The organism is Pseudomonas sp. GW460-12-10-14-TSB1 (genome assembly GCF_017349775.1).
Taxonomy (GTDB): Bacteria; Pseudomonadota; Gammaproteobacteria; order Pseudomonadales; family Pseudomonadaceae; genus Aquipseudomonas; species Aquipseudomonas piscium.
On the sequence record NZ_JACNAC010000006.1, the window covers coordinates 76108 to 92220 of the forward strand.

Consider the following 16113-nt stretch of genomic DNA (forward strand, 5'->3'; position numbering starts at 1 on the left):
CGCTTTATCCTTACGCCCCCAACGCTGAATCGTTTTTCCTTAAAACCGTGGCTACCGCTTTCGACCCCTGAGGTTCGCAACGCGCAATATCCCCTGTTTTTCTGACCTCTTATAAAAAGCCCTTACCTGACAACTTATGCCTAACTTCAAGCCTTTCAAAGACAGCGCTGTCTTGCACCCTACCGCCGGCCAGAAAGCCATGACCCTGCTCGGCGCCTTCGGCCTGGCCACCTGCGCCCAAGCTGCGCCGGCCTTCGACAGCGAGTCCCCCTGGATGCTCGGCGACTGGAACGGCAACCGCACCGAGCTGGCGAAAAAAGGCTACGACTTCAAGATCGACTTCGTCGGCGAAATGGGCTCCAACCTGCATGGTGGCTACGACCATGACCGCACCGCGCGCTTCAGCGACCAGTTCGCCTTCGGCAGCCACCTGGACCTGGGCAAGATCCTCGGCTGGAACGATGCCGAGTTCCAACTGACCATCACCAAGCGCGACGGCGACAACATCAGCAACGACCGCATCAACGACCCGCGGGTCGGCGGCTTCACCTCGGCCCAGGAAGTCTGGGGCCGCGGCCAGACCTGGCGCCTGACGCAGATGTGGTACCAGCAGAAATTCTTCGACCAGAAACTCGATATCAAGGTCGGCCGGTTCGGCCAGGGCGAAGACTTCAACAGCTTCCCCTGCGACTTCCAGAACCTGGCGTTCTGTGGCTCCCAGGTCGGCAACTGGGCCGGCAGCGTCTGGTACAACTGGCCGGTCAGCCAATGGGCGCTGCGGGTCAAGTATCACCTGACCCCAGAGCTCTACGCGCAGATCGGCGCCTTTGAACAGAACCCATCCAACCTCGAGCGCGGCAACGGCTTCAAGCTCAGCGGCAGTGGCACCCAGGGCACCCTGCTGCCGGTGGAGCTGGTGTGGACGCCGAAGCTCAACGGCCTGCCGGGTGAATACCGCGCCGGTTACTACTACAGCAGCGCCAAGGCCACTGACGTGTACAAGGACAGCAACGGCCAGCCGGCGGCCTTGAGCGGCGAGGCCTATCGCAGCAGTTCGAGCAAGCATGGCCTGTGGCTGGGCGCGCAACAGCAGATCACCAGCCTGGCCAGCGACCACTCGCGCGGTTTGAGCCTGTTCGCCAACGCAACCCTGCACGACAAGAAGACCAACGCCATCGACAACTATGTCCAGGCCGGCCTGGTCTACAAGGGCCTGTTCGATGCGCGCGCCAAGGACGACATCGGTTTCGCCATGGCCCGGGTCCACGTCAACCCGGCCTACCGCAAGAACGCCGAAGCGACCAACCAGGCCAACCTCATCCAGGACTACGACAACCCGGCCTACCTGCCGCCTCAGGACACCGAATACAGCGCCGAGCTGTACTACGGCGTGCACGTCACCAACTGGCTGACCGTGCGCCCGAACCTGCAATACATCCGCCACCCGGGTGGCGTGGACAAGGTCGACGACGCGCTGATTGGCGGGATCAAGATCCAGAGCTCGTTCTGATGAGCCCTGGGGCTCGCTCAATCTGAATAAAACTGTTTTTCCCCAAACACTGCTGAACCATGCCCGCGCCTGATCGTCATCTACAGTGAACAAGCGCGGGACTACCTTAAACGTCACGGAGAACCACACTATGAGCACTGATGGTGCTTCAAGTCCGAGCCGCCTGCTGCCGAGCCTGCTCGGTATCTTGCTGCTGCTAATGGGCCTGGCCATGCTGGCCGGGGGGATCAAGCTGAGCATGCTCGGCGGCTCGCTGTACTACCTGTTGGCCGGTATCGGCCTGATCGTCAGCGGCGTGCTGCTGCTGGCGGGGCGTAGTTCCGCTCTGCTCGTCTACGGGGTGGTGCTGTTCTTAAGCTCCGTCTGGGCACTGTGGGAAGTCGGCCTGGACTGGTGGCAACTGGTGCCACGCCTGTCGCTGTTCTTTGCCCTGGGTGTGGTTCTGCTGCTGCCATGGTTCCGTCGTCCGCTGCTGCGCAACGGCCCGGCGCCGCTGGGTACCGCGGTTCTGGGCGTGGCCGTGGTCCTGGCCGGTGGTGCCGCGATCAACAGCCAGTTCACCAACCCGGGCGAGATCTCGGGCGAACTGGGCCGTGAAAGCGCCGACACCACCAGCGCCGCGCCGACCATGCCCGAAGGCGACTGGCAGGCGTATGGCCGTACCGAGTTCGGCGACCGCTACTCGCCGCTGACCCAGATCACGCCGGCCAACATCGGCAAGCTGCAGGAAGCCTGGCGCATCCGCACCGGCGACATGCCGACCGCCAAGGACCCGGTGGAAATCACCAACCAGAACACCCCGCTGAAGGTCAACGGCATGCTCTATGCCTGCACCGCCCACAGCCAGGTGCTGGCGCTGGACCCGGACACCGGCAAGGAAATCTGGCGTTTCGACCCGAAAATCCAGGGCCCGAACGGTGATGACTTCCGTGGCTGGGCGCACATGACCTGCCGCGGCGTGTCGTACTACGACGAAGCCAGCTTCAACAAGACCGACGCCATCAGCACCCCGGCCAGCCTCTCGGCCGCCGGCCAGGCCATCGCCGCCAGCTGCCCGCGCCGCCTGTTCCTGCCGACCGCCGACGCACGCCTGATCGCGATCAACGCCGACACCGGCAAGGTCTGCGAAGACTTCGGCAACAAAGGCGCCGTGGACCTGAAGGCCGGTATCGGCCCGTTCACCCCAGGCGGCTACTACTCGACGTCGCCGGCCGCCATCACCCGTAACCTGGTGATCATCGGCGGCCACGTGACCGACAACGAGTCGACCAACGAACCGTCCGGCGTGATCCGCGCCTTCGACGTGCACGACGGTCACCTGGTGTGGAACTGGGACGCCGGCAACCCCGACGCAACCGCTCCGCTGGCGGAAGGCCAGACCTACACCCGCAACTCGCCGAACATGTGGTCCCTGGCCAGCGTCGACGAGAAACTGGGCCTGATCTACCTGCCGCTGGGCAACCAGATGCCTGACCAGTGGGGCGGCAACCGCACCGCGGGCGCCGAGAAGTTCAGCGCCGGCACTGTGGCCCTGGACATCGACACCGGCAAGCTGCGCTGGAACTACCAGTTCACCCACCATGACCTGTGGGACATGGACGTGGGCAGCCAGCCGACCCTGGTGGACATGAAGACCGCAGGCGGCATCAAGCCGGCGCTGATCCAGCCGACCAAGCAAGGCAGCCTGTACGTGCTGGACCGTCGCGACGGCACCCCGATCGTGCCGATCCAGGAAGTACCGGCGCCGGCCGGTGCGGTCGAAGGCGACCACACCGCGCCGACCCAGGCCCGTTCGGACCTGAACCTGCTGCCACCGCCGCTGGAAGAAAAAGGCATGTGGGGCGCCACGCCGTTCGACCAGATGCTGTGCCGTATCCAGTTCAAGGAACTGCGCTACGAAGGCCAGTACACCCCGCCATCGATCCAGGGCAGCCTGATCTACCCGGGTAACGTCGGCGTGTTCAACTGGGGCAGCGTGTCGATCGACCCGGTCCGTCACCTGCTGTTCACCAGCCCGAACTACATGGCCTTCGTTTCCAAGCTGGTGCCGCGCGCCGAAGTCGCCGCCGGCAGCAAGCGCGAAAGCGAAACCTCCGGTGTGCAACCCAACACCGGCGCGCCATACGCAGTGATCATGCATCCGTTCATGTCGCCGTTCGGCGTACCTTGCCAGTCCCCGGCCTGGGGCTACGTGGCCGGTATCGACCTGACCACCAACAAAGTGGTGTGGAAGCACAAGAACGGCACCAGCCGCGACAGCTCGCCAGTACCGATCGGCTTGCCCATCGGCGTGCCGAGCATGGGCGGCTCGATGGTCACCGCCGGCGGCGTCGGCTTCCTCAGCGGCACCCTGGACCAGTACATCCGCGGTTATGACGTGAACAACGGCAAGGAACTGTGGAAATCCCGCCTGCCAGCGGGCGGCCAGGCCACGCCGATGAGCTACACCGGCAAGGATGGCAAGCAGTACGTGCTGGTGGTCGTGGGTGGCCACGGCTCGCTGGGCACCAAGATGGGCGACTACATCATCGCCTACAAACTGTCGGAATAAGCCTTACCGGCGGTGAATGAAAAGGCGGCTACCTGCGGGTAGCCGCCTTTTTTTGTGGGTGGCGTTTAGGGGAGTGTCTTCGGTCTTTCATTTTGTATTGCCCGACCTGACGTCATCGCGAGCAAGCTTCGCTCCTACAGAAGCAGAACGGCCCACCGCAATCCCCTGTAGGAGCGAGGCTTGCCCGCGATAAGGCCCGCCAGGCAACAGAGATCCCTGTAGCCGCTGCCGAGCCCGCGAGGCTGCGATCGTCTGCGCAGCAGACGCAAGGGCGGTATCCCCCATTTGCCTAATACACCGCGTTGCCTGGTTTGGCGTCCGCTTCGCGGCCGGTCGCAGCCTCGCAGGCTCGGCAGCGGCTACAGGCCAATGTCGATCCGAGATGGGTGTGGCAGCGGCTACAGCGAAAATTCCTACAACACGCGTCGACTCCCATCACCTTGTCCCGCCGGGTCCCGGACTCTATGGTTTGCCTGTCACTGCAAACTCAGTGACAGGGTGTGGAAGCCCTTATATCGTTAGGCGCGCAAAGCAACGTGAGTCAGGCGTTTTTTCGTCTGCACTTTATGGCAGCTGTGCGTGGGGCACTCTCGAGTGCGCCGGGTGCCTAACGTCCCGGTCTTCCACACCTGCGTACAGCCGCCACCTGATTACGTGGAAGTGATTTCTGGCGACTCCGACTCATACGTTAGGAACAGACCAATGAAAAAACTCACTCCCGATCCACCCGCGATCTTCGACGACACCAAACCCCGCCGCTACATGGCCCTGACCAGCAACGACTGCAGCATCCCCGCCTTGCTGATCGACACCGAGGCGCCTCTGGATGTGCTGCACGAAGCCGCCGCCCACCGCATCCGCGCCGCGATCCAGTTGCTGGAAAACATCGCCAGCGACGCCAACCTGCACAGCAACCCGGCGCTGCTCCAGGACTTCGCCCAGCTCTGCGTCATCCCCCTGCGCGATGGCTGCGACCTGCTGGACGTACTCGGCCGCCGCCTGCAGGAACAACTGCTGACCTGAACCTCGATCCGGGGCCGGCGACGCCAGCCGGCCCTGCGCCGACGCCCGTCCCCAGCCCAATAATTGCAAAGGGACATTAGCCCATCTGTGCTAATCGACCCTCCCCCATCCCGTCGATATAGTGCCAACCACTCACCCGCTCTTCTCAACACCGCCGCTCTGCGGTGTCGGGGCCGGCTGCGTCGTAGAAAACACAACACCAAGGAAGAATCACCATGAACCTCCACCCCACTGCCCGCACCCTCACCCTGCTCGGCGGCCTGGTGCTCGCCCTGGGCGGTTGCGCCATTGCCAAACCCAGCAACGACGACCTCAAGAACCGCGCCCAGACCACCCTCGGCAAGCCCGTGACCACGGTCTCCAATGTGCGTAGCGACGCGTCCCAGACCTACTTCACCGCCAGCACCAGCAACGGCGAATACAATTGCGTATTGCCCAGTGGCGGCATGGTCGCCTTCGCCTCCATGGGCGGCGTCGTAGCGCTCCCCGCCGAGTGCACCAAGCAGTAAGCCGCGGCACCATCACCGAGGTTCACAGCGACAGACTTCATGCCCTGAAGCCGGGCCTGCGGATGTCTGGCCGCAGTACCCGGAGCGGCCACGCAGCGCTGCTCAGCTGGAAATCCGCGACTTCAACAGCCAGGCCTCGAAGGCCGCGGCGCTGAGCGGCCGGCTGATCAGGTAGCCCTGGGCCGTGTCGCAATGCCAGCGCTCCAGCAGGCGCAGGCTGCGCTCCTGCTCCACCCCTTCGGCCACCACCTTGAGCCCCAGGTTGTGGCTCATCTCGATGGTGGAGCGCACGATCACCGCGTCGCCGCTGGTTTCGTCGAGGTTGCGGATAAACGACTGGTCGATCTTCAACTCCTGCACCGGCAGCCGCTGCAATTGCGCCAGCGACGAATAGCCGGTGCCGAAGTCGTCCACCGACAGGCTGATGCCGCAGTCGCGCAGGCTCTGCAACACCTCCAGCGCCTGCTCCGGGTGGCGCATGATGGCGCTTTCGGTGATCTCGAAAATCAACTGCTCGGCGGACAGCCGATAACGCTGCAGCAACACGCTCACCCGCGCCGCCAGGTCGTGGCCATGCAGGTCGTCCACCGATATGTTCAGCGACAACTGCAGATGCAGCCCGCGCATGTTCCATTCGGCCAGTTGCCGCATGCCCTCCTCGATCACCCACAGGGTCAGGCTGTTCATGCTGCCGGTGCGCTCGGCCAGGGGGATGAATTCCGCCGGCGAGACCATGCCGAACTCCGGGTGCTGCCAGCGCAGCAAGGCTTCGGCCTGGTGCACATGGCCATGGCGCAGGTCGAGCTTGGGCTGGTACAGCAGGAACAGCTCGCCTTCCGCCGCAGCCCGACGCAGGTCGCGGATCAACCCGACCTGACGCTGATGGGCCAGGTCGCGGTCCTGCTGGTAGATCTGCAGATAACCGGGCTGGGCGGCTGCGTCGTGGCGGGCGATGGCGGCGCGGCTGATCAGCTCTTCCGCCGACTGCCCATCGGTGGGGTAGACCGCCACGCCGATGCACACCTGGCGCTGCACTTCATCGCCATGAATGGTCTGCGGCCGGCTCAATAACGTGTGGAGCCGATCGGCCATGGCCACCGCGCCATCGATCTCGGTATTTTCCAGCAGCAACAGAAACTCGTTGGCGGTGATGCGCGCGGCGGTGTCGCCGGTGGATACCGTCTCCGACAGCCGCCGGCTGACTTCGCGCATCATCTGCTCCACTCCCTCCGGGCCCAGGCCTTCGTTGATCGCCCGATAATCCTCGATGCCCAGGTACAGCAGCACCACCTTGCGCCCGGCACCTATGGCGTTGCTCAGGCGCTCCATGGCCAGCGCCCGGTTGGGCAGGCCGGTCAAGGGGTCGTGCAGGGCGTTATGGGCCAGTTGCAGCTCGCGGCTGGCGATCCCGCTCTGCATGGCGTTGATCGCCTCGGCCAGCAAGCCGAACTCGTCGGTGCGCTTGAGCACCACCGGCACCTGGTAGTTGCCGGCGCCGATGCGTTGGGCGGCATCGGCCAGCACATTCAACGGCCGCGACACCCGCCGCGCCATGAACAAGGCGCCGGCCAGCGACACCACCAGCGCCGCCAGGGCAATCGCCAGGAACTCCCGGTCCAGCGGCGCGAAGGCCTGCAAGGCGTGGTCCAGCGGGCTTTGCAGCAACGCCAGGACCTTGGGGTCGTCGGGATCGTCAGTGTTGGCCAGTTGCAGGGCCTGATTGAGGAAGCGCTTGCCGTGGGCATCGCTCAACTGCGGTAGGGCGCGCCAGGACGAGTTGCGCAGGGTGGTGATGATGGTCGCCCAGAAAATGTCCGGCTGAGTGCTGAACAGCTCCCCCGCGCGCCCGTCCTGCAGGGTGAGGAAAGACACTTCCAGGTTGCTCATGGAGCGCAGCTCGCTGGCGAACAGGTCGTCCATGCGAAACGCCATGACCACCCGGTTCATGTGCATCGGCGTCAGCACCTGCCCCTGGACCAGCAGATAAGGCTGGCCCTTGAGCGCGACGATCAACATGCTTTTGTTCTGCCGCAGGGCCGTGCGCAATGCACGGTCGTAAGGGAAATGCTCGCGCTCGGCGATCGCCCCCAGGGTACTGGCGATCACCGTGCCTTCGACGCCGAGCACGAACAGCTCGCTGCCGCGAGTGCCGGTGCCGTGCTGACGCAATGCCTCAAGAATCGCCTGGGAGTCGCCGCTGATCACCGCCTCGCGAAACTGCGAGTCCACCACCAACCAGTCCACGCCATAGCGCAAGCGTCGGCCGCGCAGTTCGAGCAGGCGTTCGAATACCCGGGCGCCGGTTTGCAGCTGCACTTGCGCCTGGTTTTCCACCGCATGATTGGTCGCGGCCTTGACGGCGAAATACACCACCCCGATCACGATCAACAGCAATAACGCCAATACCCCGGTGATCCTTACCTGGAACGTATGGCGCCACTTCATGAGACGGCTCTCGTCGCCGCGACCTCACTGTTGTCGACCTTGCACACCCACGGCGACACCCGCCGCTCCCCGCTGAAAAGTCCCTTGATCATTACGCGTCCCTCTGGGCAGCTAAAGATGCGTCAAATAAATGCCATTTCCCTGACAACATTTAATCGGTCCAGATTAGACCGCCGAGAGAAGAAGATCACGCAATAAAATCAGGGGGTTCACAATGTCATTTTTCTGTCGCCGCCAATTTACCAGCGTTCCTGCGCAGAAATGACAGCCTCGCCATCGCCGTTTTGAAGACTGCACCGCGTCCCGGCGACAAAGACTGAAATAATTGATCCGGCCCATGGGCCATTGAAACCGTCCGTCACCTGCCCCATCTAACTTCGCATACCCCATTGCGCAGGTGCCCCATGAGCGACCAGCAAGAACTTCCTGAAACCATGAGTGAATACGCCGACCCGGAAAACGCCGAACTCCATACGTCCTCCGGCAAGGGCCTGGCCCTGCCCGGGCAGAATCTGCCGGACAAGGTCTACATCATCCCGATCCACAATCGGCCGTTCTTCCCCGCGCAAGTTTTGCCGGTGATCGTCAACGAAGAACCCTGGGCCGAAACCCTGGAATTGGTGAGCAAGTCCGAACACCATTCGCTGGCGCTGTTCTTCATGGACACCCCACCGGAAGACCCACGGCATTTCGACACCTCGGCCCTGCCGCTGTACGGCACCCTGGTCAAGGTGCACCACGCCAGCCGCGAGAACGGCAAGTTGCAGTTCGTCGCCCAGGGCCTGACCCGCGTGCGCATCCGCACCTGGCTCAAGCACCATCGCCCGCCGTACCTGGTGGAGGTCGAGTACCCGCACCAGCCGAGCGAGCCGACCGACGAGGTCAAGGCCTACGGCATGGCGCTGATCAACGCGATCAAGGAACTGCTGCCGCTCAACCCGCTGTACAGCGAAGAGCTGAAGAACTACCTCAACCGCTTCAGCCCCAACGACCCGTCGCCGCTGACCGACTTCGCCGCCGCGCTGACCTCGGCCACCGGCAACGAACTGCAGGAAGTGCTGGACTGCGTGCCGATGCTCAAGCGCATGGAAAAAGTCCTGCCGATGCTGCGCAAGGAGGTCGAGGTCGCGCGCCTGCAGAAAGAGATTTCCGCCGAGGTCAATCGCAAGATCGGCGAGCACCAGCGCGAGTTCTTCCTCAAGGAACAGCTCAAGGTCATCCAGCAGGAGCTGGGGCTGACCAAGGACGATCGCAGCGCCGACATCGAGCAGTTCGAGCAGCGCCTGACCGGCAAGGTCCTGCCGCCCCAGGCGCAGAAACGCATCGAAGAGGAGATGAACAAGCTGTCGATCCTCGAGACCGGCTCGCCGGAGTACGCGGTCACCCGCAACTACCTGGAGTGGGCCACCGCGGTGCCCTGGGGCGTGTACGGCGAGGACAAGCTCGACCTCAAGCATGCGCGCAAGGTGCTGGACCAGCATCACGCCGGGCTCGACGACATCAAGAGCCGGATCCTCGAATTCCTCGCGGTCGGCGCCTACAAGGGCGAGATCAGCGGTTCCATCGTGCTGCTGGTGGGCCCGCCCGGTGTGGGCAAGACCAGCGTCGGCAAGTCCATCGCCGAATCCCTGGGCCGGCCGTTCTACCGCTTCAGCGTCGGCGGCATGCGTGACGAGGCCGAGATCAAGGGCCACCGCCGCACCTACATCGGCGCCTTGCCGGGCAAGCTGGTGCAGGCATTGAAAGACGTCGAAGTGATGAACCCGGTGATCATGCTCGACGAGATCGACAAGATGGGCCAGAGCTACCAGGGCGACCCGGCCTCGGCGCTGCTGGAAACCCTCGACCCGGAACAGAACGTGGAATTCCTCGACCACTACCTGGACCTGCGCCTGGACCTGTCGAAAGTGCTGTTCGTGTGCACCGCCAATACCCTGGATTCGATTCCCGGCCCGTTGCTGGACCGCATGGAAGTGATTCGCCTGTCGGGCTACATCACCGAAGAAAAACTGGCCATCGCCAAGCGCCACCTGTGGCCCAAGCAGCTGGAGAAGGCCGGGGTGTCCAAGGCCAGCCTGAGCATCAGCGATGCGGCCCTGCGCGCGGTGATCGATGGTTACGCCCGCGAGTCCGGCGTGCGCCAGCTGGAAAAACAGCTGGGCAAGCTGGTGCGCAAGGCCGTGGTACGGCTGCTGGAAGAACCGGACGCGGTGATCAAGCTCGGCCCGAAAGACCTGGAAGCCTCCCTGGGCATGCCGGTGTTCCGCAACGAGCAGGTGCTCAGCGGCACCGGGGTGATCACCGGCCTGGCCTGGACCAGCATGGGCGGCGCCACGCTGCCGATCGAAGCCACGCGGATTCACACCCTCAACCGTGGCTTCAAGCTCACCGGACAACTGGGGGATGTGATGAAGGAGTCGGCGGAAATCGCCTACAGCTATGTCACCTCGCACCTCAAGCAGTTCGGTGGCGATGCGAAGTTCTTCGACGAGGCGTTCGTCCACCTGCACGTGCCGGAAGGCGCCACGCCGAAGGATGGCCCAAGCGCCGGGGTGACCATGGCCAGCGCCCTGCTGTCCCTGGCACGCAGCCAGCCGCCGAAAAAGGGCGTGGCCATGACCGGCGAGCTGACCCTGACCGGGCATGTTCTGCCGATCGGCGGGGTGCGTGAGAAAGTCATCGCGGCGCGCCGGCAGAAGCTCTTCGAGCTGATCCTGCCGGAAGCCAACCGCGGCCACTTCGAAGAGCTACCGGACTACCTCAAGGAAGGCATCACCGTGCACTTCGCCAAGCGTTTCGCCGATGTGGCGAAAGTGCTGTTCTAAACGCAAACCTGTAGGAGCGGAGCTTGCCCGCGATCTAAACGCCGCGGTGTGTCAGGCACACCGCAGCGAGGCCATCGCGGGCAAGCCTCGCTCCTACAGAATCTCTACCCCACCACAGATTCCTCAATCTTCGGTTATGCTCGCCCTTTGTCATGACCGGAGCTTTCTGACCCATGTCACCGATTCGTCTGCTGCTGCCCCTCAGCCTTGCCCTGCTCGCCGCCTGCGCCAGCCAACCCAAGCAAAACGTCACGGTCGAGAACCAGAGCGAATGCCCAGTGCAACTGAGCAACGGGCAAAACCTGATCCTGACCCTGCCGAGCAACCCCAGCACGGGTTATCGCTGGGCGATCCAGGACTCGGCCGGCGGCGTGCTGCGCAAAGTCAGCCCCGAGGTCTACAGCAACCCCGAAGACCGCGGCCTGGTGGGCAGCGCTGGCCAGTCCACCTGGCGCTTCCAGGCTTTCGCCGCCGGCACCGGGCGCCTGTTGCTGACCTATCAGCAACCCTGGGCCCCGGAAGTCGCGCCGGTGAAAGCCTTCGACTGCGCCATTTCGGTCAAGTGACATGGGCTGGCTGATCCTGGCGCTGATGGGCGCGGTGACCTTCCTCTACGGCCTGAGCATCCACGCCACCCTGCTGTGCCTGCTGGTCAAGCCGCTGCCAGTGCTGGCCCTGCTCGGCTGGCTGCACGATGCGCCCCCCAGCGACTATCGCCGCTGGATCAGCCTCGGCCTGTTGTTCTCCCTGCTCGGCGACGTGCTGCTGGCCTGGCCCGCCGACCTGTTCGTGTTCGGCCTCGGGGCCTTCCTGGTCGCGCACCTGGCCTACCTCAAGGCCTATACCAGCGATTGCCGGCGCCTGGCGCCCGTGCCCCTGCTGCTGGCCCTGGTCGCCGGCGCGGCTTTGCTGGGCATCCTGATCAGCCATGGTCTGGGCCCGTTGCTGGTGCCGGTGATCGTCTACGGCCTGGCCATCAGCGCCATGCTCTGGCGCGCCCTGGCCCGCCTGGGCAGCGACGTGCCCAAGCGCTCGGCGCAACTGGCCGCCGCCGGCGCCGTGGCCTTCGTGTTCTCCGACAGCGTGATCGGCATCAGCCGTTTTGTGGTGGCCTTCGATGCCGCGCCCTACCTGATCATCCTCAGTTACTGGCTGGGGCAGTGGGGGATCGCGGCCTCGGCGTTTACCGCGAAAAAGCGCGAGATCTGATCGCCCGGCAGCGCCCTTGAGGACCTTATCGCGAGCAAGCTTGCTCCTGCATGGAATGATTCCCCCTGTAGGAGCGAGCTTGCTCGCGATAGACCACGCAGTGGTCTTACGACCGATCCCCGCGCTTTATCAGACAGACCGCGCATCGCCGCGCCAACTTGGCTAAAATGCCGCCCCTCTTTCTATCTCCACCGCTGGAACCGCCGTGAGCAAAGAACCCGACCGCCTTTTCGCCCAGCCCCTGGCCCAGGTGCCCGACTTCGCCTTCAACGAGGACGTGGTGCGGGTATTCCCGGACATGATCAAGCGCTCGGTGCCGGGTTACCCGACCATTGTCGAGAACCTCGGCGTGCTCGCCGCCCAGTTCGCCCAGCCGAACAGCGTGCTCTACGACCTGGGCTCGTCCCTCGGCGCCGTGACCCAGGCCCTGCGCCGCCATGTGCGCACCGACGGCTGCCGGGTGATCGCGGTGGATAACTCGGCGGCCATGGTCGAGCGCTGCCGCGAGTACCTCAACGGCCAGGACTCGATGTTCCAGGAGCTGCTGCCGGTAGAAGTGATCGAAGGCGACATCCTCGCCCTGGAGTTTCAGCCCGCCTCGGTGGTGGCGCTGAACTTCACCCTGCAGTTCATCGCCCCCGAACAGCGCCTGGCCCTGCTCGGGCGCATTCGCCAGGCGCTGCTGCCCGGCGGCGCGCTGATCCTCTCGGAGAAGCTGCGCTTCAATGACCCCGAGGAGCATGCGCTGCTCACCGACCTGCACATCGCCTTCAAGCGTGCCAACGGCTACAGCGAACTGGAAATCGCCCAGAAACGCAGCGCCATCGAAAACGTCATGAAGCCCGACAGCCTCGAAGAACACCGCGAACGCCTGCTGGCCGCCGGTTTTTCGAAAGTCGTGCCGTGGTTCCAGTGTCTTAACTTTGCCTCGTTGATTGCCTTGCCATGATCGATCTGTCCCCCCTCGCCCGCCGTCTGGCCGGTACGCCGCTGGCCGACTGGGCCAACACCCTGCAAGCGCAACTCGACACCAAGATGGAAAAGGGCCACGGCGACCTGGAGCGCTGGCAGAGCGCGCTGGACGCGCTGCCAAAGATCCAGCCAAGCACCGTCGACCTGCTCAATGGCCTGACCCTGGATACCGATTGCGACGACGCCACCCGCGCCCAGATGCGCACCGCACTGATGGGCCTGTCGCCCTGGCGCAAAGGCCCGTTCGACCTGTTCGGCGTGCATGTGGACACCGAATGGCGCTCGGACTGGAAATGGTCGCGGGTCGCTCCGCACCTGAACCTGCAAGGCAAACGCATCCTCGATGTCGGCTGCGGCAACGGCTACTACATGTGGCGCATGCTCGGCGCCGGCGCCCACAGCGTGATCGGCGTCGACCCGAACTGGCTGTTCTTCTGCCAGTTCCAGGCGGTGCAGCGTTACCTGTCGGAGCCCGCGGTGTGGCACCTGCCGTTCCCGTTTGAGGACCTGCCGGCCAACCTGGAAGGCTTCGACACGGTGTTTTCCATGGGCGTGTTCTACCACCGCCGCTCGCCGATCGAGCATTTGCTGGCGCTCAAGGACTGCCTGGTCAAGGGCGGCGAACTGGTGCTGGAAACCCTGGTGGTGGAAGGCGACCAGCATCAGGTGCTGGTGCCGGAAGACCGCTACGCGCAGATGCGTAACGTGTGGTTCTTGCCGTCGGTGCCGGCCCTGGAACTCTGGCTGCGCCGCGCCGGCTTCAGCGATGTGCGTTGCGTGGATGTAAGCGTGACCAGCGTCGAGGAACAGCGTGGCACCGAGTGGATGAAGTACCAGTCGCTGAGCGACTTCCTCGACCCGAACGACCACAGCAAGACCATCGAAGGCCTGCCGGCGCCGATGCGCGCCGTTATCGTCGCCAGGAAATAAATGCCTCTGTAGGAGCGAGGCTTGCCCGCGATAGCGATCTTGAACGTCACGCCAGATTCAAGATATGCATTGCCCGGGCTGGCGTCATCGCGAGCAAGCTTCGCTCCTACAGAAAGAGATGCTCAACTGCGACTGGCCCGGCGCGCCTTGAAAAACTCGCTCAACACCGCGCCGCACTCTTCGGCCAGCACCCCGCCCTCGACCAGCACCCGATGGTTGAGAAAACCCTGGCTGAAGAACTGCCCCTGGCTCTGCACGATGCCCGCCTTGGGCTCCAGGGCGCCGTATACCACCCGGGCGATACGCGAATGCACGATCAGCCCGGCGCACATGCTGCACGGCTCCAGGGTCACGTAGAGGGTGCTGCCGGGCAGGCGGTAGTTGTCGACCGCCTGGGCCGCGGCGCGGATCGCGACCATTTCCGCGTGGGCGCTGGGGTCGCTGCCGCTGATCGGGCAGTTGAAACCCCGGCCGATGATTTCCCCGTCCTGCACCAGCACCGCGCCCACCGGCACCTCGCCCAGGGCCGCGCCCTGGGCAGCCAGGGCCAGGGCTTCACGCATGAAGTCCTGGTCGCGGCTGCGATCGATGATCCGGGCGGGGCGAATCTGCCGCATCAGGCCACCTCGATGGCGGCCATCAGGCCGGTTTCCATGTGGTCGATCACATGGCAATGGAACATCCACACCCCCGGGTTATCCGCCACCAGCGCCACCCGGGCACGCTCGTTCTTGCCCAGCAGGTAGGTGTCGGTGAAGTACGGGGTGATCTTCTTGCGGTTCGAGGCGATGACCTTGAAGCTCATGCCGTGCAAGTGGATCGGGTGCTGGTACTGAGTCATATTCTTCAATTCGAAAATGTAGCTCTGGCCCTTCTTGAGCGTGGCAATCGGGCGGTCGGCGCAGGTCTTGTCGGTGATGTCCCAGGCCTTGCCGTTGATCTGCCAGAGGCTCGGTGGCTTGCCATTGTCCACGTTCACCGAGACCGAGCCAACCCACTCGAAGTTGAAGTTGAGCTTCTCGGCGTTATCCAGGTCCGGCTCGGCGATCGGGTTGGCCGGCAACGCCGGCGGCCACTCGGTCGGCGCGTCGCTGTTGGCCACCGAGCGCAAGGTGCCCAGGCGCACCGGGCCGTTGCGCAGCGCCAGCTCTTCGCCGGCCGGCGGCGCCTTGATCGCCAGGCAGATGCGCATGCCCGGCCCCAGCCAGTACTCCTTGCCCAGCGGCCGCGGCTCGATGGGGTTGCCGTCCAGGGCGTAGATCTGCGCTTCGACGCCGGGGATGTTGATGCGGTAGGTCAAGGTGTTGTCGAGGTTGAGCAGGCGCACGCGGGTGATCTGCCCGGCCGGGATCTCCACCACCGCCTGGGACACGCCGTTGATGGTCGACAGGCGCCCCGCGGTACCGCCACGCGCCGCCTCGCGGGGAATGCTGAACGGCACGAAGGCGCCTGCTTCATCCACATGCCAGCTTTTCAGGCTCAGGGTGCGCTCGTACTTGAAACCGGTGGGCTCGCGCTCTTCGATGATCAGCGGGCCGACCAGGCCACGGCCCAGTTCTTCGCTGCTGTTGACGTGGGGGTGGTACCAGTAGCTGCCGGCATCCGGCACGCGGAACTTGTAGTCGAAGTACTCGCCCGGCATGACCGGCAATTGCGAGACGTAAGGCACGCCGTCCATTTCCAGCGGCAGGCGGATACCGTGCCAGTGGATGGTGGTGGCCACCGGCAGGTGGTTGATGAAGCGCACCCGCAGCCATTCGCCCTGGCGCACCCGCAACTCGGTGCCCGGCGCGGAAGGACCGAAAGCCCAGGCTTCGGTCTTGTGCCCCGGCACCAGCTCCACGTCCAGCGGCGCGGCGATCAGTTGATAATCGTGGCCCGCCTCGGCGTCGGCCATCTTGCCCAGCCAGTAACGCGACGCGCCACCGGCGCCCACGCCAACCACTGCAAGACCGGCCAGACCACCGAGTATCTGTCGACGGGTAAAGGACATGGACTCAACTACCTCACGTATCCGCGGCGGGTCGGGCCCGCAAAAGGCGAATACGATACACCCGCAGTTGAGAAACAGTAAGGGCGGCGCGGCGACCGGCCGCAGGCAGATCGTCGGTGCCTGAAAGGACGCCATCGCGGGCAAGT

At 64.4% G+C, this 16113-nt stretch carries 12 protein-coding genes; 9 read left to right on the plus strand and 3 right to left on the minus strand.

The window, feature by feature from the left end; genetic code table 11:
• Positions 1-136: 136 nt before the first annotated feature.
• From J4D52_RS06020 to J4D52_RS06035, 4 genes are all read left to right on the plus strand, one after another.
• Complete coding sequence (locus J4D52_RS06020) at positions 137-1510, plus strand: carbohydrate porin (protein ID WP_102676063.1); 1374 nt, start codon at positions 137-139, stop codon at positions 1508-1510.
• Positions 1511-1640: 130 nt separating this feature from the next.
• On the plus strand, positions 1641-4061 hold the full coding sequence (locus J4D52_RS06025; protein WP_102676062.1) for a glucose/quinate/shikimate family membrane-bound PQQ-dependent dehydrogenase: 2421 nt from the start codon (positions 1641-1643) through the stop codon (positions 4059-4061).
• A gap of 702 nt (positions 4062-4763) precedes the next feature.
• Positions 4764-5084, plus strand: a complete 321-nt coding sequence (locus tag J4D52_RS06030; protein ID WP_102676061.1) for a hypothetical protein — start codon at positions 4764-4766, stop codon at positions 5082-5084.
• 215 nt (positions 5085-5299) lie between these two features.
• Positions 5300-5593, plus strand: a complete 294-nt coding sequence (locus J4D52_RS06035) for a hypothetical protein (RefSeq protein ID WP_025806069.1) — start codon at positions 5300-5302, stop codon at positions 5591-5593.
• Between the two features lie 102 nt (positions 5594-5695).
• Here J4D52_RS06035 and J4D52_RS06040 read toward each other — a convergent pair whose 3' ends face one another.
• Positions 5696-8038, minus strand: coding sequence for a bifunctional diguanylate cyclase/phosphodiesterase (locus tag J4D52_RS06040; protein WP_025806070.1), 2343 nt, complete (start codon positions 8036-8038; stop codon positions 5696-5698).
• Positions 8039-8442: 404 nt separating this feature from the next.
• Here J4D52_RS06040 and lon point away from each other — a divergent pair, with 404 nt between their 5' ends.
• From lon to cmoB, 5 genes are all read left to right on the plus strand, one after another.
• Positions 8443-10863 (plus strand): endopeptidase La, encoded by a 2421-nt coding sequence (gene lon, locus J4D52_RS06045; RefSeq protein ID WP_063432865.1) that lies wholly within the window; start codon positions 8443-8445, stop codon positions 10861-10863.
• Positions 10864-11036: 173 nt separating this feature from the next.
• The gene (locus tag J4D52_RS06050) at positions 11037-11429 is read left to right on the plus strand and encodes a protease inhibitor I42 family protein (protein WP_063432866.1); all 393 of its coding nucleotides are present in this window, start codon (positions 11037-11039) and stop codon (positions 11427-11429) included.
• Between the two features lies 1 nt (position 11430).
• Complete coding sequence (locus tag J4D52_RS06055) at positions 11431-12072, plus strand: lysoplasmalogenase (RefSeq protein WP_063432867.1); 642 nt, start codon at positions 11431-11433, stop codon at positions 12070-12072.
• Between the two features lie 205 nt (positions 12073-12277).
• Positions 12278-13021, plus strand: coding sequence for a carboxy-S-adenosyl-L-methionine synthase CmoA (gene cmoA / locus J4D52_RS06060; RefSeq protein WP_009050613.1), 744 nt, complete (start codon positions 12278-12280; stop codon positions 13019-13021).
• Positions 13018-13974, plus strand: coding sequence for a tRNA 5-methoxyuridine(34)/uridine 5-oxyacetic acid(34) synthase CmoB (gene cmoB, locus J4D52_RS06065; RefSeq protein ID WP_016703471.1), 957 nt, complete (start codon positions 13018-13020; stop codon positions 13972-13974). Before cmoA ends, cmoB begins: the two co-directional genes overlap by 4 nt.
• Positions 13975-14096: 122 nt before the next feature.
• Here cmoB and tadA read toward each other — a convergent pair whose 3' ends face one another.
• Together tadA and J4D52_RS06075 are read right to left on the minus strand one after the other, a co-directional pair.
• Positions 14097-14591: a tRNA adenosine(34) deaminase TadA gene (tadA, locus tag J4D52_RS06070; protein ID WP_053280726.1), complete on the minus strand. Its 495-nt coding sequence runs from the start codon at positions 14589-14591 to the stop codon at positions 14097-14099.
• Positions 14591-15967, minus strand: coding sequence for a multicopper oxidase family protein (locus J4D52_RS06075; RefSeq protein ID WP_016703472.1), 1377 nt, complete (start codon positions 15965-15967; stop codon positions 14591-14593). Before J4D52_RS06075 ends, tadA begins: the two co-directional genes overlap by 1 nt.
• Positions 15968-16113: the final 146 nt, after the last annotated feature.

Excerpts from the sequence above, each read along its gene's own strand:
- J4D52_RS06050 (WP_063432866.1), top strand. The coding sequence starts at position 11,037 with ATGTCACCGATTCGTCTGCTGCTGCCCCTCAGCCTTGCCCTGCTCGCC.
- lon (WP_063432865.1), top strand. The coding sequence starts at position 8,443 with ATGAGCGACCAGCAAGAACTTCCTGAAACCATGAGTGAATACGCCGAC.
- J4D52_RS06055 (WP_063432867.1), top strand. The coding sequence starts at position 11,431 with ATGGGCTGGCTGATCCTGGCGCTGATGGGCGCGGTGACCTTCCTCTAC.
- J4D52_RS06020 (WP_102676063.1), top strand. The coding sequence starts at position 137 with ATGCCTAACTTCAAGCCTTTCAAAGACAGCGCTGTCTTGCACCCTACC.
- cmoB (WP_016703471.1), top strand. The coding sequence starts at position 13,018 with ATGATCGATCTGTCCCCCCTCGCCCGCCGTCTGGCCGGTACGCCGCTG.
- J4D52_RS06030 (WP_102676061.1), top strand. The coding sequence starts at position 4,764 with ATGAAAAAACTCACTCCCGATCCACCCGCGATCTTCGACGACACCAAA.
- J4D52_RS06025 (WP_102676062.1), top strand. The coding sequence starts at position 1,641 with ATGAGCACTGATGGTGCTTCAAGTCCGAGCCGCCTGCTGCCGAGCCTG.
- J4D52_RS06040 (WP_025806070.1), bottom strand. The coding sequence starts at position 8,038 with ATGAAGTGGCGCCATACGTTCCAGGTAAGGATCACCGGGGTATTGGCG.
- J4D52_RS06035 (WP_025806069.1), top strand. The coding sequence starts at position 5,300 with ATGAACCTCCACCCCACTGCCCGCACCCTCACCCTGCTCGGCGGCCTG.
- J4D52_RS06075 (WP_016703472.1), bottom strand. The coding sequence starts at position 15,967 with ATGTCCTTTACCCGTCGACAGATACTCGGTGGTCTGGCCGGTCTTGCA.
- tadA (WP_053280726.1), bottom strand. The coding sequence starts at position 14,591 with ATGCGGCAGATTCGCCCCGCCCGGATCATCGATCGCAGCCGCGACCAG.